Source organism: Chromobacterium sp. FG22, from assembly GCF_057809415.1.
Genome location: NZ_JBMDJX010000009.1, coordinates 73,322 through 90,994, shown reverse-complemented (window position 1 = coordinate 90,994; position 17,673 = coordinate 73,322). Strand labels below are relative to the sequence as shown.

22 protein-coding genes are annotated in these 17,673 nt (G+C 60.4%); all 22 read right to left on the bottom strand.

Annotated elements, in window-relative coordinates; translation table 11 throughout:
* Nucleotide 1: 1 nt before the first annotated feature.
* The 22 genes from ACODSD_RS11140 to ACODSD_RS11035 all read right to left on the bottom strand — a co-directional run bounded on the left by ACODSD_RS11140 (nucleotide 2) and on the right by ACODSD_RS11035 (nucleotide 17,539).
* Nucleotides 2-580 (bottom strand): YmfQ family protein, encoded by a 579-nt coding sequence (locus tag ACODSD_RS11140; protein ID WP_488877400.1) that lies wholly within the window; start codon nucleotides 578-580, stop codon nucleotides 2-4.
* Complete coding sequence (locus tag ACODSD_RS11135) at nucleotides 571-1,659, bottom strand: baseplate J/gp47 family protein (RefSeq protein ID WP_488877399.1); 1,089 nt, start codon at nucleotides 1,657-1,659, stop codon at nucleotides 571-573. The genes ACODSD_RS11140 and ACODSD_RS11135 overlap by 10 nt, the downstream gene beginning before the upstream one ends.
* Entirely contained in the window at nucleotides 1,640-2,068 is a 429-nt protein-coding gene (locus ACODSD_RS11130; RefSeq protein WP_488877398.1) for a phage GP46 family protein, read from the bottom strand. The genes ACODSD_RS11135 and ACODSD_RS11130 overlap by 20 nt, the downstream gene beginning before the upstream one ends.
* The gene (locus ACODSD_RS11125) at nucleotides 2,065-2,604 is read right to left on the bottom strand and encodes a phage baseplate assembly protein V (protein ID WP_488877397.1); all 540 of its coding nucleotides are present in this window, start codon (nucleotides 2,602-2,604) and stop codon (nucleotides 2,065-2,067) included. Before ACODSD_RS11125 ends, ACODSD_RS11130 begins: the two co-directional genes overlap by 4 nt.
* A complete protein-coding gene (locus ACODSD_RS11120) occupies nucleotides 2,601-3,740 on the bottom strand; it encodes a phage baseplate assembly protein (protein ID WP_488877396.1) in 1,140 nt (379 codons plus the stop codon). The genes ACODSD_RS11125 and ACODSD_RS11120 overlap by 4 nt, the downstream gene beginning before the upstream one ends.
* Nucleotides 3,737-4,969: a DNA circularization protein gene (locus ACODSD_RS11115; RefSeq protein ID WP_488877395.1), complete on the bottom strand. Its 1,233-nt coding sequence runs from the start codon at nucleotides 4,967-4,969 to the stop codon at nucleotides 3,737-3,739. Before ACODSD_RS11115 ends, ACODSD_RS11120 begins: the two co-directional genes overlap by 4 nt.
* A gap of 2 nt (nucleotides 4,970-4,971) precedes the next feature.
* The gene (locus ACODSD_RS11110; protein WP_488877394.1) at nucleotides 4,972-6,774 is read right to left on the bottom strand and encodes a phage tail tape measure protein; all 1,803 of its coding nucleotides are present in this window, start codon (nucleotides 6,772-6,774) and stop codon (nucleotides 4,972-4,974) included.
* A gap of 123 nt (nucleotides 6,775-6,897) precedes the next feature.
* Nucleotides 6,898-7,194 carry a phage tail assembly protein gene (locus tag ACODSD_RS11105; RefSeq protein WP_488877393.1) on the bottom strand — a complete coding sequence of 99 codons (297 nt, stop codon included), beginning with the start codon at nucleotides 7,192-7,194 and terminating at the stop codon, nucleotides 6,898-6,900.
* Entirely contained in the window at nucleotides 7,185-7,544 is a 360-nt protein-coding gene (locus ACODSD_RS11100) for a phage tail tube protein (RefSeq protein WP_488877392.1), read from the bottom strand. Before ACODSD_RS11100 ends, ACODSD_RS11105 begins: the two co-directional genes overlap by 10 nt.
* A gap of 43 nt (nucleotides 7,545-7,587) precedes the next feature.
* A complete protein-coding gene (locus tag ACODSD_RS11095) occupies nucleotides 7,588-9,033 on the bottom strand; it encodes a phage tail sheath subtilisin-like domain-containing protein (protein WP_488877391.1) in 1,446 nt (481 codons plus the stop codon).
* 35 nt (nucleotides 9,034-9,068) lie between these two features.
* Nucleotides 9,069-9,239 carry a DUF2635 domain-containing protein gene (locus ACODSD_RS11090; RefSeq protein WP_488877390.1) on the bottom strand — a complete coding sequence of 57 codons (171 nt, stop codon included), beginning with the start codon at nucleotides 9,237-9,239 and terminating at the stop codon, nucleotides 9,069-9,071.
* A 1-nt stretch (nucleotide 9,240) separates the two neighbouring features.
* Nucleotides 9,241-9,891 (bottom strand): phage tail terminator protein, encoded by a 651-nt coding sequence (locus tag ACODSD_RS11085; RefSeq protein ID WP_488877389.1) that lies wholly within the window; start codon nucleotides 9,889-9,891, stop codon nucleotides 9,241-9,243.
* A gap of 9 nt (nucleotides 9,892-9,900) precedes the next feature.
* Nucleotides 9,901-10,362: a hypothetical protein gene (locus tag ACODSD_RS11080; RefSeq protein WP_488877388.1), complete on the bottom strand. Its 462-nt coding sequence runs from the start codon at nucleotides 10,360-10,362 to the stop codon at nucleotides 9,901-9,903.
* Nucleotides 10,363-10,398: 36 nt separating this feature from the next.
* Nucleotides 10,399-10,860: a hypothetical protein gene (locus ACODSD_RS11075; protein ID WP_488877387.1), complete on the bottom strand. Its 462-nt coding sequence runs from the start codon at nucleotides 10,858-10,860 to the stop codon at nucleotides 10,399-10,401.
* On the bottom strand, nucleotides 10,850-11,191 hold the full coding sequence (locus ACODSD_RS11070; protein ID WP_488877386.1) for a head-tail adaptor protein: 342 nt from the start codon (nucleotides 11,189-11,191) through the stop codon (nucleotides 10,850-10,852). The genes ACODSD_RS11075 and ACODSD_RS11070 overlap by 11 nt, the downstream gene beginning before the upstream one ends.
* The gene (locus ACODSD_RS11065; RefSeq protein ID WP_488877385.1) at nucleotides 11,188-11,730 is read right to left on the bottom strand and encodes a head-tail connector protein; all 543 of its coding nucleotides are present in this window, start codon (nucleotides 11,728-11,730) and stop codon (nucleotides 11,188-11,190) included. The genes ACODSD_RS11070 and ACODSD_RS11065 overlap by 4 nt, the downstream gene beginning before the upstream one ends.
* A 26-nt stretch (nucleotides 11,731-11,756) precedes the next feature.
* Nucleotides 11,757-12,968 (bottom strand): phage major capsid protein, encoded by a 1,212-nt coding sequence (locus ACODSD_RS11060; protein ID WP_488877384.1) that lies wholly within the window; start codon nucleotides 12,966-12,968, stop codon nucleotides 11,757-11,759.
* Between the two features lie 4 nt (nucleotides 12,969-12,972).
* Nucleotides 12,973-13,500 carry an HK97 family phage prohead protease gene (locus ACODSD_RS11055; protein ID WP_488877383.1) on the bottom strand — a complete coding sequence of 176 codons (528 nt, stop codon included), beginning with the start codon at nucleotides 13,498-13,500 and terminating at the stop codon, nucleotides 12,973-12,975.
* Entirely contained in the window at nucleotides 13,484-14,725 is a 1,242-nt protein-coding gene (locus ACODSD_RS11050) for a phage portal protein (protein WP_488877382.1), read from the bottom strand. The genes ACODSD_RS11055 and ACODSD_RS11050 overlap by 17 nt, the downstream gene beginning before the upstream one ends.
* On the bottom strand, nucleotides 14,722-16,347 hold the full coding sequence (locus tag ACODSD_RS11045) for a terminase large subunit (protein ID WP_488877381.1): 1,626 nt from the start codon (nucleotides 16,345-16,347) through the stop codon (nucleotides 14,722-14,724). The genes ACODSD_RS11050 and ACODSD_RS11045 overlap by 4 nt, the downstream gene beginning before the upstream one ends.
* 86 nt (nucleotides 16,348-16,433) lie before the next feature.
* A complete protein-coding gene (locus tag ACODSD_RS11040) occupies nucleotides 16,434-16,937 on the bottom strand; it encodes a hypothetical protein (protein ID WP_488877380.1) in 504 nt (167 codons plus the stop codon).
* Nucleotides 16,938-17,161: 224 nt separating this feature from the next.
* Nucleotides 17,162-17,539: an HNH endonuclease signature motif containing protein gene (locus tag ACODSD_RS11035; protein WP_166453688.1), complete on the bottom strand. Its 378-nt coding sequence runs from the start codon at nucleotides 17,537-17,539 to the stop codon at nucleotides 17,162-17,164.
* Between the last annotated feature and the right edge of the window lie 134 nt (nucleotides 17,540-17,673).

The following is a 17,673-nucleotide window of genomic DNA, read 5'->3' as shown; positions in this document are numbered from 1 at the left end:
CTCAAACCTCGTATCTAAAAAACACCACGCTTTCCGCGTGCGCCATCTTGCGTATTTGGCACTCCAACGGGCCGCCGCCGATCACTCGCCCCAGCGACTCCCCTGACACGGAGCCGCCCGCCGCAAATTGATTGATGCGAACCCCCTTGAACACCACCGAGAAACAAAAACGTGCAGCAGGGGGCGCGCACTCGCTGCCGGCCTGAAACCCCGCGACCAGGCAACGATGGCGGCGAATTTCGATGTTGTAGCCCAGCGCCTGCGCCAGGCGCAGATACGCGGCGCGGCGCTGACTGCCGGTGGCGAACATGCGCGCCACCAAGGCCGCCCGCCGCTCCGGCAAGCCGCCCAGGCCCAGGCAACCGTCAGGCAACCCGAACTCACGCTCCCACTCCGGCAACAGCTGCGCCGTTCTGCGCGGGTCCGCCTCCACCGGCAGCGAGTCCACCGCGCCATGCACCCGCGCAAGGCTGGGCGCAGACCCGCCGGCCATGCCGGCGCTGGCCCATTCGTCCGACCAGGCCGGCCCCGGCGGCAGCAGCATTTGCAGCTGCTGGCGATATTGCGCAATCAACTCCATACCACCTCCCCGCGCCTGGCCAGCTCACCCACCCTGCAAGCCACGTCCGCCGCCGGCTCCGTCACGGTGTAAAACTCAACCCCGGCGGCGCTCACCGCATCGGCAAACCAGCTGCGCCGCAACGTCACGCCCCGCGTCAACCCCGCCGCCAGGCGTTCGCGGTCAAGCGGCGCGGCCCGTGCCGCGAACAGTGCATCCAGCCGCGCCAACACCGCAACGCGCATCTCCGGCGTGTCCGGTGAAATGCTCAGCCGTACCGCTACCGGCTTATCCACCGGAGCCGCGCCGCTCGGCTCGCCGTAAGCCGTCCCGGTTTCCTCCAAGTGCGTAGTCACCGCCGCCACCTCGGACGGGGACGGCAACGGCCCGTCTGCATCGCCCTCGCGAACAAAGAACACCGCCACCTGCCCCGGCCCCGGCCAACGCGGCGCGCACCACGCGCGCGTTACCCCCGGCACCTCCTTGGCCCAGGCCTCGAAATCCTCCGGCCGTCCGGTTTCGCCATCACGGCGTTTCACCGCCAGCACGCGAGCGCGGTAGGCCTCTATCGGCTCAATGTCCGCCCCGCCCACCACCCCATCGCCCACCACTAGGGCGGAGGACTCGACCCTTGGCAACGGCTGTACCGAGTCAACACGCGCCCCTGGCTTCAAATTACCCGCCGCGCCCGGCTCAACCGCCACCATCCGCACATCCAGCACGCCCGCCGCCGGCAAAACCGCACCGACAGGCACGACCAGCAACACCCCGGACTCGCTTTGAAAACGACTCTCCGCCGGAATCGGCGCGTCTGGCGCACCGCGCACGCGCACCCAACCCGCCGCCGCTGCGGCCGGCGTGCGCCCCTGCCCCAGCCAGAACGGGCCGTGATGGCCTAATAGCGCCTCGTCGTCGCACGACTCCGCAAACAACTGCCGCGCGTGCCAATCAAGATATCCATACAGGCCATGCACCCCGCCGGCCACCATCCGCGAATACACTTCGGCATCCGCCCGGCGCAACCCATCCAGCCCCATCGCCAGCAGGTCGCGCCGCGCGGCGTCCACCAGCTGCGGCAAATTAGGCGCGTCCATTGGCATGACTCACCCCCCATAGGTTTTCAAAATCAAAAGTCCAGTCCGCGCCGCCGTCTTCCGTGACCGACACGAAAAGCCCTAGACAGTCCAGGCCAACCCGCCGGGCCTTGACGGTAACGGCGCTGGCGTGGCCATCCTCGCGCAGCCACTCCAACGCCTCGGCGGCGTAGGACTCCGCCCGCAATAATGTTTGCGGCGTCAGCTTCTCGCGCTGCAACAACCAAAGCCGGGAGCCGATCTTGTCGTTAGGCACCGAGGGGAAGGCATCTCCCCACCATCCCATCCGCTCCAAGCCGTCCACCACGTCGGACTCTCCCGCCCGCCGCCAGGTAAACAAGCTGATGACCACCGCGCGCGCAAGCGGACTATCCGCCGGAACCGGCTCGCGATTTCGTGTAGCAATCGGCGTCATCGCATCCCCTGATTTGGCTTGCCGGTAGGCCCACCGGCTTGGTTGTTTTCGTTGTGGTCGTGGCCGTTGTACGCCCCACGCATCGCGGCCATGCTCATGCCGCTGCCTTCGGCATGGTCCGTTATCTCGCCTCCGGCGCGAATCTGGCCGGACACATCCAAAATCGGAGCTTTGATAAAAACGCCGCTATCCGCCGTCACATCAAAACGAGGCGTAAGCAACTCCGCCCGATCCCGATACAGCACCAGCTTATGACCGTGCGCGTTGTAAACCGCCGTCTCCCCTGGCGTCAGATCCGTCACTCGATAGCGGCGATCCCCCACCGCGATCACCACACCGTGACTACGATCCCCGCCCAGGAACAAGGCGATGGCCTCGGCGTCGGCCATCGGAACCGCGGTCAAACCAAACGGCTCGAAGTGCTCCACATCATCCTGCGTCTCTCCGGCCAAGAGCCGGATTTGCAGCGCCTGCAACTTGCTGGCGGAGTTCGCCAGCAGCACCCGCCCCCGCGCTATCATGCCGCTCAAGCTCATGCTTTTTTCTCCCAATCCGCATCCAGCAGATATTCGAACTCGTCCTTGCTTCCCTTCTTCTTGCGCTTCTTGCCCTTCAGCCCCTTGGGGTCCGCCGGCTCCGGCATATAAGCGTCCGGGGGCGCAATCGACAGAACCGCGACAGTGCCGCCGCTGCTCAGCTTGTAGGTGATTTCTCCAATCATCATGTCCCGGTCCAGCCCCAACACTTCATCGCGAAACCGCACAATCTGGTTATGCCGCCAAAGCTGGCCATTGCTCTGCCGCCAGCCCGCCACCTCCACCGATACCGCCAACGCCTTGGCCATCCTGCTGCCACGCTCGTAGTTGGCGCGTTCTTGCGCCAGTTGCCGCGAAAGATTGCCGGACTCGTGCATCACCATCACCCTTTTGCGCCCTGTCCTGTCGTCTTTGGCGGTGGCGTTGACTTCGCTGGCGGCCGCGCCGCTATGCCCATCCTTCCCGCGCGACTGGCCTTTCACCACGTACTCACTAAACACCCCAGAGAAATCAAACTGCCCATTGGCGGACAAAATGTTTTGTCCCAAGACCAGCGCATCCGCAGCCCGCCCGCCGCCACCTGGCGCCGCCAGCACCAAACGGCCCTCGGCGTCATCGGTGGAAAGCAGCCGCGACAACTTGAGCAGCTTGTCTATCGAGTTAAACACCGTCTCTCCCGGCTCGATGGCATGATCCGTAATAACCGGCCCAGGTCCCACCTCGCTAACGACCGGTACGCCATACGGCTCAACCAAAGCGCGCACAATGGACAACACCGTTTGCCCTTTCCAGTGCCCTGGCTGATTCAACGCGCCGCAGTCCACGATGTCAGCGGTACGGCTGCGTCCCGCTATGCCGAACGTGATGCTCTGCCCATCATGACTGCGCGGTGTCACGAACACATAGCCGCTCAACACCTTATCCGGGCCGATTCTCACAACCACGCTGTCGCCCTCCGCAATCGCGCGCAGTTGCTGCGGCGCATCGGGGTAGCCGCGAGTAATGGCCACAGTGAACTCCCGTGCTTGACGCTCCACGCCGGCAGTAATCGACACGTCCAGCCAGCCGCCGTAATCGTGCCCGTTCACCGTCAACGTGACCGCGCTAGCCGGGTCTAATGCCGTTCTGTCGTTCATTTGCTCAAGACCCTCATTTCTTGCGCCGGCATAAACAAGGGATGGCGCACCCTATTGCGCTCGACAATCTCGCCAGCGCGCCCCGCATCGCCATATAAGCGATGGGCCATCACCAAGGCAGGCGTCACCATGCCGGGCGCTACGCGCATCACCTTGACCCCCTGCTGCGCCACTGCGGCCAAATGCTGAGCCTGCGCATGGCGCAATGCCTGCAAGACGCGATACTCAAATGGGGACGCCTCCAAACCACGCTGCCACAACACCTCCCCCAACTCGCCACCCAAGGTATCGATATCATCCACCACCGGAGCATCCGCCCCCTCGTGCGGCCTTGCCGCCTGCTGATCCACAGAGGGATATGTGACAGGCACCACAGCACCAGGCTGAACGGGCATTTGCGCCAGCACATGCGCCGCGTCCCACAAAACAGCGGCCTGCGTCAGCCCCAGCACATGCGCCACAGCCGCCTCAGCCGGGCGCGTTGTCGGAGAGCTGGCCAGTGTCGCCGCCGCTACTGTCAGTGCACCTCCGCGTCGCGTTGACTCCGCAAAACCCATGAAGGGGGCGCGCAGCTGGCTAAACTGCTGGCTCAGCTTGTCCATGAACGTGCCGGGGGAATGAATGGCCGCATCGACAAAAGAAGTGATATCGCCTACCGACTGCATTACGCCGCCAATCAACGAGTCCACCCGCGCGTAAGCGGACCTCACTTGATCCACGACTTGACCCGCCGCCCCGGCCAGGCCGCGCAAATCGTCAAGCGCCGGCAACTCCAGCCGGGGCAGCTCGGGCACCAGTCCCGCGAAGCCGTCCGCTTGCTCAATCAACTTTGACGCGGTATTAACCGAAGCCACAGGGAAGGCCAACTCCCCGGCTTCGATAAACTCAAGCCCCACCGTTACAGAACGCTGCCGGTCAATCGAGTAATGCCACTCAGACGGACGGGGATACACGTTGACCACGCCGAACAAGGGATGTACCAGCTCACCCGCGCCCGGCTGCTCCAACGCGTCCAGCAGCTTGTTTAACTGCGCCTGCCAGTCCTCACCCACCAACAGCGCATCAAAAGAAAAGGGCCGGATGATCCGGCCCAGGTCTTCGATATACGGCTTATCCCGCTGCGGGTATTCGAACTCCGCCATTCTTCGCCCAGTCTTCCCGCCCGTTTCTCGCCACAGAAACGGAACGCCCCGGAAGCTGGCGACATGCATTTTTTCAAGCTCAGACATGATTACCCCTTGGCCGCCGCCAGGCTGCGCACCCCGGCGTTTTGCTTGACGTTCAATTTCGCATTTTCAGCGCTCTGAACATCGACCCGCGTACCCGGCAAGGCATTGTTGACCGTGACATTTACTTCCGCCTCCGGCTTAACCGGTTGCGTCAAACCAGCTCGCCCACCTACTCTAGGCTCCCAATCTAGCGCCTCCTCGGCTTGAATAATTTCGGCGTTCTTTTTGCTCTTGCGGAGTTTGACCAAGGTCTTGCTCGCATCGTCGATCTTTTCATCAAACTTACGCAACGCGCCCTCCATGTCCACACCAACATTTCCCGCATTCTTGATCTGGAATTGACGCCGCTCTTTCTCTAGTGACGCCCTACGATCTTCAACCTCCTCTATGCTTTTGCGAATTGAGTTGGGGTCTCCCTCTGCCGCCGCCTGATCCGCCGATGCGATAGCGAGCCTATTTTTAGCCGCCGCATTGCCTGCCGCAGCGGCCACCCTATCCCAATTAGCCGCCACCATGGCAATTGCCGTTATGGCCAAGCCAAGAGGGTTATTGCGAAACACCGCAATAAATTGATTGGTTGCCCCAATTGCCAGCGAAACGGCAATACGATACGTGACATAAGCCCCTGCCGCGACCAACACCGTTTTAATCACTGCGGGGTGCGTCTTGGCAAAATCAGCGAAACCAGACACAACCGGCCCAATCACATCTAGCAAGGAATTCAATGGCGGCAACAGCATCGCACCAATAGCAATAGCAATGCCCACGACCTTATTTTGCATCAGCTGCAAATTATTGGCCGTTGTCGCCGCCCTTGACGCATACTCCTTTTCCATACTGCCCGCATATTGCTGACTATCCGCCACCCGCTCGAAATTGGTTTTGAGCAAATCCAAGTTTGTCAGCAATGGCGCAATAGCCGAAATGGACTCTTTGCCGAACAATTCAGCCAACACGGCGGACTGCTTGGATTTATCCACCTTCCCGATAGCCGTCAACACCCGCGTAATCGCGCCCTTGGCGTCAGTTTGCATATCCACCGCAAACTGCTTTGCGTCCAGACGCAGCGCCTTGAACATTTTCTTTTGCGCGGCAGTCGCACTCTTTCCCGAGGTCAGGGCCAGCATGAAGTTTTTAATGCCCGTCGCAGCGACATCCTGCTCAACGCCAGTTCCGACCATTGTCGCGCCCAGGGCTGCGATTTCCGCAGAGGCCACGCCGGCCACCTCGCCCAGTGGCCCAATCTTCGTCACCACATCGCTAATCTTTTTAGCGCTGGCCGGGCCGGTATTCCCCAAATAGTTGATCTTATCGGCCAGGCCGACCACATCTTGCTGCCCCATCTTGAAGGCGGTGCGCCACTTGGCCATCATTTCACCGGACTCGGTGGCAGTCAGGTCAAACGCGACCCCCATCTTGACCGCATCCTCGGCAAATTGGGTTAATGCCGATTTCTCAATACCGCTTTGCCCACCCGCCGCCACAATCGCCGCAATATCCTTAGCCGCCATCGGCAAACGCTCTGACATTTTTTCAATCTGGTCAGACATCCTTTGAAACTGCTGTGGAGCCTCAAAATCCACCACCTTTCGAACATCCGCCATCGCGGACTCAAACTCGATTGCCGAGCGGGTGGCCAAAAGGACCGGGGCCGCAATCGCGGCCCCCTCCAGTATCGTCATCCCTTGTCCAGATGATTTCAGACTCTTTCGCAAGCGAGCAGCGGCCCCTTGAATCCCCTTCAATGTTGGCGAGAGCTTATCCACCCCCGTAATAACCGCCTTTAATTGAAAACCATCACTCACGAGCCGACTCCTCTATCAACCGCCTAGCCTGCTGGTAGTGCATCAGCAAACGAGGCAAAGGACAGCGCAACATTTCGTCAGGCTGCGCTTGCCAATACTTAGCAACGGAATACGCCAGATCTATCAGTTGCTCGACATGGGCGCAACGGGCTGCCAGAAAAAATTAACCACCTCCCATACCAAATCGTTAAAGTCCCGCAAGTCCAGTTGCTTAACCGACGACATCGGTATGCCCGCCATCTTGACCAGGTATTGCGCCGCCACATCCGGCAACGGCTTGACGCGGCCATTGGCCAAAACAACATACGGCATTTCACCGATATCAATCGCATCCTCGGATGCAGGCTCCCTATATTCCAAATTAGCGATTTCATCGCCATGCGCCTGAATTGATTTATGCAACACTTTGTTCAAAGCCATTTTCCATTCGCTCCTTCAAATTCAAATTTCACCTTACCATCCTCCGCGTTGTACGCCGCCCGGTTTTTCAGCCAAGCGCCAGACAACACATAAGTCATGCCATTAGCCAACTCCGACGTAATCGTCATGGAGTCACCCTCTACGATTTTTTTTATCGGGAAGCCCGGCGGCAAAACCGCCTCGACATTGACGTAAGGCAATCCGTCCTTTTCGGTGTAATAATTGCCCGCGGACGTTGCCACGCCCTCGCGCTCCTTATCCGTCAGCGGCACCTCATGACCGCCCGTCACGGACAACTGAACCCCATCCACTTTTACAAAGCTGGTTCCGCCGACTCTGCGCCCCGCCATAAACACCCCCTAAAATGCCGAACGCCCGTTGCCGGGCGCTGGTTTAATACTGCAATTGGAACTGATTTAACACCGCGAATACGCGCAATTGGTTGACGTAATCCGGCGGGAATAACACGTCCAACCGGTTAGGGTTCAACGCGTTGATTTCCACAATCAAGGCCTCGACGAAGGCGTCCGTATTTTCGACAACGCCCAAGGCCTCCATCTTGATGTACTCGGCCACCAGTTCCGCCCGGATCATATTGGGCGTAACGATGGCCTGGCCGGCTCCAAAACGCGTGCCATCGCGCGCCAGCTTGTGACGCCCGTACTTGCTCGTCACCAACTGCCGCAGCCGCCGCAACACGTAAGCGCTGGTAAACAGCGTTTCACTGTCCAGGTAGGACACGTCCGGCTGTCCATAGGCGTTCTTTTGAAACGTCGTTACCGCGCGCTCCACCCGTACCGTTCCATCCGGCCCGGTTGAGCTGGTGGCTATGCCGTATTGAAGCAACACATTGCGCTCAGACGCCACAAAGCGACGGCCAGGCCGTGCCGGCAGAATGCCGACCAATTCGCCCGTTTGCGTCGGCCGCGCCGGGTCCAGCTTCAAAAATGCGCCATTGCGCGCGGCGTAGGCGGCGGCGTAGCTCCAGGCCGGGGCCTGCACATCCACTTCAAAGCCGGCCACCGTCGCATGCTGATCGTTCCGACTCTTGCCAAAGACTTGCAACATCGACACAGTGCCGCGCAGCGCCGCATAGACATGGCCGTACAGCTGTCGCGAATAGCTCCAGCGCCCGCCGTTGTCCGCCATCTCGATCTTGAGCAGATCAAGCGCGCCGGTATCGCTGAAGCCGCTGGCGATAAAGTCGTATTCTTCATCCCCCATCGCCAGTACAGCCCCCACCAGGGACGGCAGGCCGGCACCGCCGGCAAACGCCGCCAACTCCACCGCCACGCCCGGCGGCAAAGCCTCGCCGCCCAGCGTTCCCCTATAGTTCAGGCTCAGCGGGATATCGTTGCCGCCAACCCCTTTCCAACGGCAAGCCAGCTTGACCGCCGCGCCCGAAACCTCCGCCGTCACCGGCAGACCCGGCGCGGCGTTTATCGCCGCCACCAGCGCCCCGGCTACAACTGCCGCGCTATCGTTCATACCGGCGACCGCCTGCACCCGCTGCCCAGCCACATACAGGCAAATCACTCCGGCGGCTTGCGCAACGCCCGATAGCGTGACAGTCGCCGTTGCCGCCGCGCCGGCCGGCTCCTCCACTGGCACCGCCCACACCTCGGCGGAGGGATCATTAGCCAGCGTCGCCTCAACCATGGCCGCCAACATCGAACCGCGACCGTACATCTCCCAGGCCTGCGCCACGCTATTCACCATCGCGGCCACACCCAGCAGCGCGCCGCCGGCCGACAACTTGTGACCAATCAACAGATTGCGCTGATTTTGGCTGAACAGATTGGCCGCGCTATTGTCCATTTCCGCGAAGAACAGCGGCACCCGCTGGTTTTGCGGTATCTGATTAAACGAAATCATTAGCCTTTTCCTTTAGGCTTGGCCTCGGGCGGAGCCGCGCGCTCTATCACGCCCTCCGCTTCACGCCGCAGCCAATATTGGTTTTCCGGCACGTCGCGCCCCTCCAGCGACAACAAATCGCCGCGTTCCGGGTCCGCTATCTCGCGCCCTTCTACGGGTTTTACAAACATTTCACTCCCTCCCTTCGGGCGGAAACTCCACCCTGAATTCATGCTCAATTCGACCATCCGGCCCATTGCCCGGATTGATGAAATCGACGCCACCACTCATGCCCCCAAATTCAACCAGGCGGGGCAACTCCACCTCCGGCCACGTCTCCGGCTCAGGCCTCGCCTCCTCCCCAGCGGATAGCACCGGGCCACCCAGTTGCCAGACCGTCACAAAACGAAACAGGTAGTAGGCGCGAGCCCGGTCCACCTTCACCACGTCGGAACCTCGATATTCCAGCGGCTCGTAACGCTCCCCCGGACACCACCCCGCCAGCGCGCGCAAAAGCTCGGCGCGCACCTGGCTAACCGTCGCGGCCGCTGCCTGCCCCGGCTCGTCAACATTCGCAACGATGGCGAGGATGTGAAGCTCGTCCACCACGTCCTGCATCACCCCGGTTTGCAACCGGTTAGGCTCGGCGTCATCACCGGCAAAGATGGCCGACGCGGACGGGACGGGAAGCTCCAGCCCCTCCAACACCGCATCAAGATCAAGCCCCGCCCCAACACGGCGAGCAAACAAAGGGCAGTGCTCCCGCAGATGCGCAACAACCGCGTTGATATCCATTTCCAGCACCCATAAAAAAACCCCGCCGAAGCGGGGTTTGATTAACAACAGCCTAATTTATGCTGTGGCCTTGATGGCCTCCTCAATATTGATTGATGCAGGCAACGGCAAGGGCATCTCCTTCAAGTGGCCCGCTGACGGCAAGCGCTCCAAATCCTGGCGCGCAGAGCCATTAACGGCCAGGTACTCGCCCTCTTTCAACACCCACAGACGAACCGCCGACTCGCCGCCCAGCTGTCGGTTTTTACAACCGATAAAGACATACCCATTCAACACTTCGGATTTGCACACCACCGCACCAGAAGGGAAGACCTTGCCATTCAGATACGCCAAGGTCAGCTTATCGACTTCCTCCATAGACGCCTTGGAAATGGCCGGGGCCTCAGAGGGAGGAACGGCCTGCGCCGGGGCGCTTGCCTGACCCATCGGTATTGGCTTAGCAGTTTTATCCCCAAAGACGAGGAACAACAGCACAGGAACCACAGACAGAATTACAAACCACTTCACTAGCGACTTCACCCAACACCCCTTACGTTATATTGAAAACGGATAATCTTACTTTGGCCGCAATGATCTTTGCAAAGCCGCCGCCAGAATTTGCTTGATCTTGGGGGCGCTATCCTCCAGCGCATCGACGATATAGTTTGCTCGCGGCGCAATGCGCCAGGGGCCGGACGCGGCTTGCTTTTTATGCCCCTTGCCCCGCTTCGCGGCACGGCGGACACCGTAATGCAGAAATGCGGGGTAATACTCGGAACTGCCAGAGGGCATATTGGGCATGACTTTAGTCATGAAGCCGGAGCGGCTGACGCGGTATTGAATTGCATGCACCAGGCGGCCAGTCCGATTGCGTGGATAGGCTCCTTGTCCACGCGCCAACGCGACATTCATCTGCGCTTTGCTCGTCACCAGCTTGCCCACCCGCCTCATGCCAGCCCGAACCTTGCCCTTGTCAAAGTCGATGCGGTCAAACTGGTCAAAGCCTTCTATATGCAAATAGAAGCCGTCATTTGCCATGGCCCAACTCCTCGCACTGGTACAGCATGTAATCGCCCCCCGCCAACTCAAGCACCCGCTTTACCCGATAAACCGTCATACCATGGACCACCTCCCAGCCGTCTCCTATCCGCAAACTCCTGCGGCGACGAATGGTGAATTCGTGAGTGAGCGCGTCCCCCGTCTGCACCGAACTGGAGTAAACAGACGGGGAGGTGTTTTGTTTGCGTGCCCAGGTCCGCAGCTCGTCCGCATGACTGCGCTCAATGCCAAACGCCCCGGCTGCGGCATCTATGCAGCGCCGAAACGTCACCCGCTTATCCAACTGCCCGGAACGGGGGACGGTCGTCATAGCCGCTCTCCGGAACGGTACGGGTCCAGCAAGCCATCAACAAAGCCGCGCGGCAGTGCGGCCAGCTGTTCCCGCCCTTGCGTAAGCACCGCCTCGCGGTTTGCGTAGGCGGTCGCCACCCTCAACAGCAGCCAGTTTTGCACGCCTTGCGGGACTTGCTCCGGCGTGCGCCACGCGCCGCAGCGATAGCGCACGCGCACCGCTGCCGCGCCGGCCGGCCTGGCGCAGATCACGCGCCGCCCGCGCTCTAACCACCAGTCCTCAGCAATCGGCATTTCTTCGCCACGCCGCCCCAACGCCACCACGCTTTCAACGCCGATCACGTCCGGCCGCAGTTTGACCACGCCGTCCGCGCCGTAGACCGTGCGTTCCCACACTTGCGGCAGAATCGGCCGCCCTATTTCCAACTCGGCCAACGCCGTCGCCGCGCCCAGGTAGACGCGCAAAAGCGCGTCCTCCTCGGTTAAGTCGTCGTCGATCTTGCATTGCTGACGAATCAAGGCCAGATCATCAAACAGCGGCGGCGGGGGCGTTATCAAGACTTCATCCATGACGCCCCTTTCGCTTACTTCTTTGCCGCGCCGATCTTCATCAGCTTGATGGCGTTGGAGTCCATCACGCCGCCGCCCACGCGCTTGGTGGTGTAGAAGCCGACATAGGGCTTATTGCTGAACGGATCGCGCAAGACGCGAACGCCGCGAACGTCGGCGATGGTGTAGCCGCGCTTGAAATCGCCGAAGGCGATAGCCAGCGCATCCGCAACCACCAAGGGCATATCGTCGTTTTCGGAAATGGGCTTGTTCAGCAGCGTGGACACCTCGCCCGCATCGAGGCCCGGCTTCCACAGATAGTTGCCCTCACTGTCCTTCAGCTTACGAATCGCCGGCAGCGTCAGGCCGTTCAGAACAAACGTGCCGTTGCGGCGATAGCCGCGCTTGAGGCTGTAAATCAGATCAAGCAGGGCGTCCGCCGTCAGCGCCGCCGCTGCGCCGGAACTCACGTATTGCAGCGTCCCCAGCTTACGTTTGTCGTCCGTCTCATCGCTGGCACCATAGGCCAGAAAACCCTTGGCTTTTTTCACGCCATCGCCACCCGTAAAGGCGGCGTTTTCCTGTTCGGAAAAATCAATAGCCACCTCACCCGCCAGCCAGGCCTCAGCATCAAAAAACACGTCATCCAGCATTTTTTGCGTGGCTTCAGGATTGGCGTACAACTCGCCAAAGAACGGAGCTACCTGAGCCAGTTGCGGCGTGCCGGTGGCCGTGCGCGGGTCCGTCTCACCAACCCAGCCGCCCCTTGACTTGCCGGTATTGATGAGGCGCTTGTACTCCTCATTGCCAACCGGGATGACATTGCAAATGTCGCGCATCGGCACGTCGCGGCGTTCCAACTGAATGATGTTGCGGTCCAGTTCTTCCGGCACCGCATAACCGCCGTCCGGGTCAGACCCCAGGCTCAAGGCCTTGGCCTCCAGCTCGGCCAGGCCATCGTCAACACCCTTGCGCATGAAGCGGCCAAAGGCCTGCTTGTGCTCGACTTGATCGCCGCTCAGCTCGCCATTGCCGCCCAAGCCGCCGCGCGCAGCCTTCTTGCTCAAGTCGTCTATGGAACGCTTGACGTTCTCCAGCTCGGTGATTGCCTTGTCCACATTAGCCAGCTTGGCCTCAAGGTCGCCAGTCGTCAGCCCCTTCTCAACACGCTTCAGGCGCTCGTCATTGGTCTTTTTGAATTCTTCAAACGCGCCGCCCAGGTTTTGAACCAGTTCTTTCACTTCCATATTGTTAACTCCGCATACTGTTAATGAGCGCCTGAATGGCGTTTTTGGTTTCCGCGTTGTCGCGGCTCTTGATACCCGTCAGCCGGGCCTGATCGTTCGCCGGCATGGTGACGGGGGAGACTTCCCACAGATCCACTTGCTTCAGGGTTCGCACGTCCGTTACCCGGTCGTAGCTGTCCTCTCGCGTCACATAGCCGATGGACAGGCCGGACACCGCGTCGATTTTCATCAGCTCGTACACCTCCGCCCCACGCTGGACTTTTTGAGACAGCCGCCCCTCTACGTACAAGCCCACATCGTCCTCGCGCATCACCGTCCAAACGCCGATAGGCTCATCAAGCTTGTGATGCCACAGCAGCGAGGGCAGCCGCTTCTTTGCCGCCCACGCCGCCAGCGAAGCGGAAAACGCACCCTTGGCGACAATGTCGCCGTGGTTGTCCACCACCCCGAACACGCTTGCATAGCCAGAAAAAAAGCCGTCATCGTTGACGGCTTTGATTTCAAGGCTGAAGCTTTTATGATCCAGCGCCACTACCTCCCCCTTTCCTGATTGCCGCTTCACGCGCCATATCGACCGGCACCATATTCAGCGGCACAAAACGCATATCTCCGCCCTCATACGTGTCCATGTCCTCCATCTCCAAAATGTCGTTTGCCGACAGCGCCCCCACGCCATGCAGGCTCCGGTAAAACTCGCCCCGCGTCTTGGTGTCGCCGCGCAGCAGGTTGTTAAACAGGAAGGATGCATAGAAGTCCTGGCGCTCTTGCTCCGTCAGCACGTCGCGCGCAAGCGCCTGCTCCCAGCGCAACGCCCAAGGGAGCAAGGTATCCGTCACATATTCTTGGGACTGGTTTTCGATATTGGAGAACGTGGCCTTGTCCATGATGCCGACCTTGTGCGGCGGCATGCGGTAGAGCCTGGCCACCTCCTCCCCCTGATACTTGCGCGTCTCAAGAAACTGCAAGTCGCTCAGCTTCAGACCCAGGGATTCCCACGCTAGCCCCTCCTCCAGAATGACGGGGGCGTCGGCATTCTCCAGCCCGCCGTTTTCACGCCAGGACTCTTGCAGCCGCTTAAACGCCGGGTCCGACAACTTGCCCGGATGCTTCAACACACCCGGCCCCGTCACCCTGCCGCCGAACATGCGGGAGCCGTGTTCCTCAGCCGCCAGGGCCAGGCCGAAGGCTTCACGGGCGTACTCTATCGGCGTCACCCCCACAACCCCGTCCAGCGTCAGGCCTCGCAAGTGCAACACGTCCGGCGGGTCCAACTGGACCACCCGACCGCGGCTATCGGCATAGCCATAGCTCAGTTCGAAGTTTTCCAGCTGCTTCACCCGCATTCGGCCAGTTTGCAAGGGCAACAGCTCCAGCACCCTGCCGCCATAGCCGCGCACGATTCGGGCGTAGCCATTGCCGCGCAGCAACATATGCGCGGTCAGCATCTGGACAAACTCAAACGAGGTTTGCCAGCTGTTGGGCGTGGACCGAAGCAAGGGATACAGCGGATGCTTTACTGCGCGCTCTTTCCCGCGCGGCAAGCGCTTGTACAAGTGCAAGGGCAGCTTTGCCATGTCCTCGCTGATGTTGCGGACACATGCAAAGCAAGTGCTAACCCGCATCACCGTGGACGGCGTAACCACCGCGCCAGTTTTAGATACGCACCCCTTCAAGAACTCCGCCACCAAGGCGGCGTTAGCATCCGCAACGGCGCTCTTTCTTCCGAACGGCCACATGCTTTTGAAACTCAGGCTCATAGCGTTCTCAATCCCCCTTCTTCGTAGACAGAGGCCTCATCCTCGATATGCGCCACCGCCCGGCTTGCCGCCATCGTTAAGGCCACAATCGGATCAATGCGACCTTGTGAGCGCTTTTTGTCCGGCTTACAGTTTTCATTGCTATCCAACAGCAACGTCACATTGCCGGCGCACCACTGCAAAACCGGATTGCCTCCATGCCGCAAACACCGGCTATACACCAAGCGCTCAAGCTGCTTTGCGCCAGGGGACAAACCGCCAAAGGTTTGCGGGATTTTGACCATCGGTATTTCCTTCTCCAGCAACTTGTTAGAAACCTGCTGCGCGTTCCAGCCGTCGAACGCCACTTCTTGCAAGTCGTAATCAAGCGCCGCCTGCTCAATGACTTCCATCACCGGGTCGTAATCCGTGACATCCCCTGGCGTCACGGTCAGAAAGCCACGCTTCGCCCAGGCCTTGTAATCGCTGCCGCCGTCCTGCTCCGCCGCGTCCACCTTGGCTTGTGGCACCCAGCACCAGGCCAGCACATACCAATCGCCGTCCTCGTCCCCATCCTCCGGCGGGAACAGCAACACGAACGCGGTTATGTCGCGCGTGGACGCCAGGTCCAGCCCGCCAAAACAGCGCCGACCCTTGAGCATTTCCGGGTCAAACTTCTTGCCGCCCTTGCGCCATACCTCCATGTCAAACCAGCTGAGCGCATCGCCAACAAAGACATTCAGATCCTTGGTCAAGAAGTTGGCGCGGGCGCTGGGCAAGACCTTGGCCATGCTGGCGTTTGAATGCATGTATTCATGCCGCTTGGCGGAGCCTAAGGAGGGATTGGCCTTGATCCATACAGCGGAATCAAACGGGTCGTCTCCTTCGTCTATCGTGTAAACAACCCCGAAAAACGAGTCATCCGCCACGTCGCCGCGTAGAACTTTGACTAGGTACGTCCGAATCTCCACGCAAATACCGGTCAGAATGAAACCCGCCGTAGTAATCGCGTTGATAAGCGGCTGCGCGCGCGCCCCCAGGGCCGACACCATCACGTCCCACACTTCACGGGTTTTATGCGCGTGCAGCTCATCGACAAAGCAGGCATACGGGTTCAAGCCGTCCAGACTCTCGGCATTGGCCGGCAAGGGCTTGCAGACCGATTCGCCTAACATCATCTTTTCTTGATTCGCGCCGTCAAACACCCGGATCGACCGGGCCAGGCCTGGCGAGCGCTTGCGCCAACGCTTCACGTTGTCGAATGCAGGCTTGAAAACCGACATCGCCTGTTCGCGCGTCGTCGCAATCGTGTACACCTCCGCGCCGCCCTCGCCGTCCATCATCCAGAGGTATGCAGCAATGGGAGACATCCACGTTGACTTACCATTCTTCCGCGCGACTTCTTCGTACCCGGTGCGAAAGCGCCGCAGCCCGTCCGCCTCACGCCGCCAGCCGATAAGTACCGCAGTCCAAAACAACTGCCAGCCATCCAGCAACAAGGGCTTGCCGGCCAACGGCCCCTTGATGTGAACGAAACGATTTTGTACAAAATCGACGCAGTGCCAGGCATGCGCCGGGCTAAAAAAAAGACCGCGTTTCGCGGCCTGCTGCAAATCCCGATAATGTCGCTCGACTGCCAGCATAGTCAGCTGGCCAACCACTATTTCACCCCGTAGGACTGGCACCCCATACACCCGGTCCCACTCGTGCCATTCCTCCTCCGGCGGTATCAGCCGTAACCGGCTGACGGGTGGCTTCTTCCGTGGTTTAGCATTTCGTCGAACAGATCGTCTTGCGGCGCTTTGTCCCCCATCTTCGCCTTGACCGCCGCCACGGATGGAATCGTTAGACATGACTCCGGCAGCCATTTAAGCAAATCCCCCTTAAGCTGCTTCGCTACATAGAAAGCCGCATGCGGCTGCTGGTGGCCGTTCGGCGATGTGACAAAGTACGTCCCGTTTTTCTGCTCGACTTCGGACAGCTTGATTTCCGCGTCCAGCCAGCGCACATAGGTTTTGGAGATCACGCTTACCGCAAGCCCCGCCGTCAGATGCTCCAAGCCCGCCTCTCGCAGATTCGAACAGATGTAATCCCACACCTTCCGCTCGCGCGGCGTCAGCTGCGCACCCGGCGGCGGCGGCGGGCTTTTCAAATCTTGCTTACCAACCGGCAATTTGCCGCCGCCCCCCGCGCCCCCCTGAACCACCGTAAACGGCGGCCTTGTATCGCTCATTGCGCCCCTCCAGGGCCTCGGCCCATGAAAAAAGCCCCCGAAGCGTTCTAAAACGCTTCAGAGGCTCTCTATTCTTAACCCCCCCCTCTCCAAAAACAGGAGGCCATAAAAATGCGCGGCTAGGCACGCGGTCAGGACCGAATGCCGCCAGACTTTCAACCCACCCCCACCCCTGGCCGGGGGCCATCTCGCCCCCGGCCACTCGCCGGCCCGGCCTCGCCGAATCAACCCGCGCGGCGGTTGCCAAACCCTCCGTCCTCACTCGCCGTCTTCCGCGAATGGCACGGAGCGCATAAAGCCTGATGATTGTCAGGCTTCCAGAACAAACGATGGTCCCCGCAGTGCGGCGTGATGTGGTCTACCACCGAGGCCTCAACGACATAGCCCAACTTTCGGCACACAACACACAACGGATTCGCCCGAAGGTATTTCAACCGGTACTGCTGCCAGCGATAGCCATAGCCTCGCTTACTCGCCGACTCTCGCCGGCCATCCACTTCTTTGTGTCGCTCTTTCCGGTGTCGCTCGCAATAGCCCGAGCCATCGCGCACCAGCGCCGCGCACCCCCTCGCCCGGCAAGGCGTCGGAGCCGATACCGCCATATTCCACCTCACAAAAAGCAACGCCCCGGCGAATCGCCAGGGCGCTAAACACAGAAAGAAAACCAACAGTACAACCGCCAAGAATGCAAAAAGCCCGAGCGGTCAACTCGGGCTTTGGACGCACCTATGGCTGG

Excerpts from the sequence above, each read along its gene's own strand:
- ACODSD_RS11140 (WP_488877400.1), bottom strand. The coding sequence starts at position 580 with ATGGAGTTGATTGCGCAATATCGCCAGCAGCTGCAAATGCTGCTGCCG.
- ACODSD_RS11135 (WP_488877399.1), bottom strand. The coding sequence starts at position 1,659 with ATGCCAATGGACGCGCCTAATTTGCCGCAGCTGGTGGACGCCGCGCGG.
- ACODSD_RS11130 (WP_488877398.1), bottom strand. The coding sequence starts at position 2,068 with ATGACGCCGATTGCTACACGAAATCGCGAGCCGGTTCCGGCGGATAGT.
- ACODSD_RS11125 (WP_488877397.1), bottom strand. The coding sequence starts at position 2,604 with ATGAGCTTGAGCGGCATGATAGCGCGGGGGCGGGTGCTGCTGGCGAAC.
- ACODSD_RS11120 (WP_488877396.1), bottom strand. The coding sequence starts at position 3,740 with ATGAACGACAGAACGGCATTAGACCCGGCTAGCGCGGTCACGTTGACG.
- ACODSD_RS11115 (WP_488877395.1), bottom strand. The coding sequence starts at position 4,969 with ATGTCTGAGCTTGAAAAAATGCATGTCGCCAGCTTCCGGGGCGTTCCG.
- ACODSD_RS11105 (WP_488877393.1), bottom strand. The coding sequence starts at position 7,194 with ATGGCTTTGAACAAAGTGTTGCATAAATCAATTCAGGCGCATGGCGAT.
- ACODSD_RS11100 (WP_488877392.1), bottom strand. The coding sequence starts at position 7,544 with ATGGCGGGGCGCAGAGTCGGCGGAACCAGCTTTGTAAAAGTGGATGGG.
- ACODSD_RS11090 (WP_488877390.1), bottom strand. The coding sequence starts at position 9,239 with ATGTTTGTAAAACCCGTAGAAGGGCGCGAGATAGCGGACCCGGAACGC.
- ACODSD_RS11075 (WP_488877387.1), bottom strand. The coding sequence starts at position 10,860 with ATGGCAAATGACGGCTTCTATTTGCATATAGAAGGCTTTGACCAGTTT.
- ACODSD_RS11070 (WP_488877386.1), bottom strand. The coding sequence starts at position 11,191 with ATGACGACCGTCCCCCGTTCCGGGCAGTTGGATAAGCGGGTGACGTTT.
- ACODSD_RS11060 (WP_488877384.1), bottom strand. The coding sequence starts at position 12,968 with ATGGAAGTGAAAGAACTGGTTCAAAACCTGGGCGGCGCGTTTGAAGAA.
- ACODSD_RS11050 (WP_488877382.1), bottom strand. The coding sequence starts at position 14,725 with ATGAGCCTGAGTTTCAAAAGCATGTGGCCGTTCGGAAGAAAGAGCGCC.
- ACODSD_RS11045 (WP_488877381.1), bottom strand. The coding sequence starts at position 16,347 with ATGCTGGCAGTCGAGCGACATTATCGGGATTTGCAGCAGGCCGCGAAA.
- ACODSD_RS11040 (WP_488877380.1), bottom strand. The coding sequence starts at position 16,937 with ATGAGCGATACAAGGCCGCCGTTTACGGTGGTTCAGGGGGGCGCGGGG.
- ACODSD_RS11035 (WP_166453688.1), bottom strand. The coding sequence starts at position 17,539 with ATGGCGGTATCGGCTCCGACGCCTTGCCGGGCGAGGGGGTGCGCGGCG.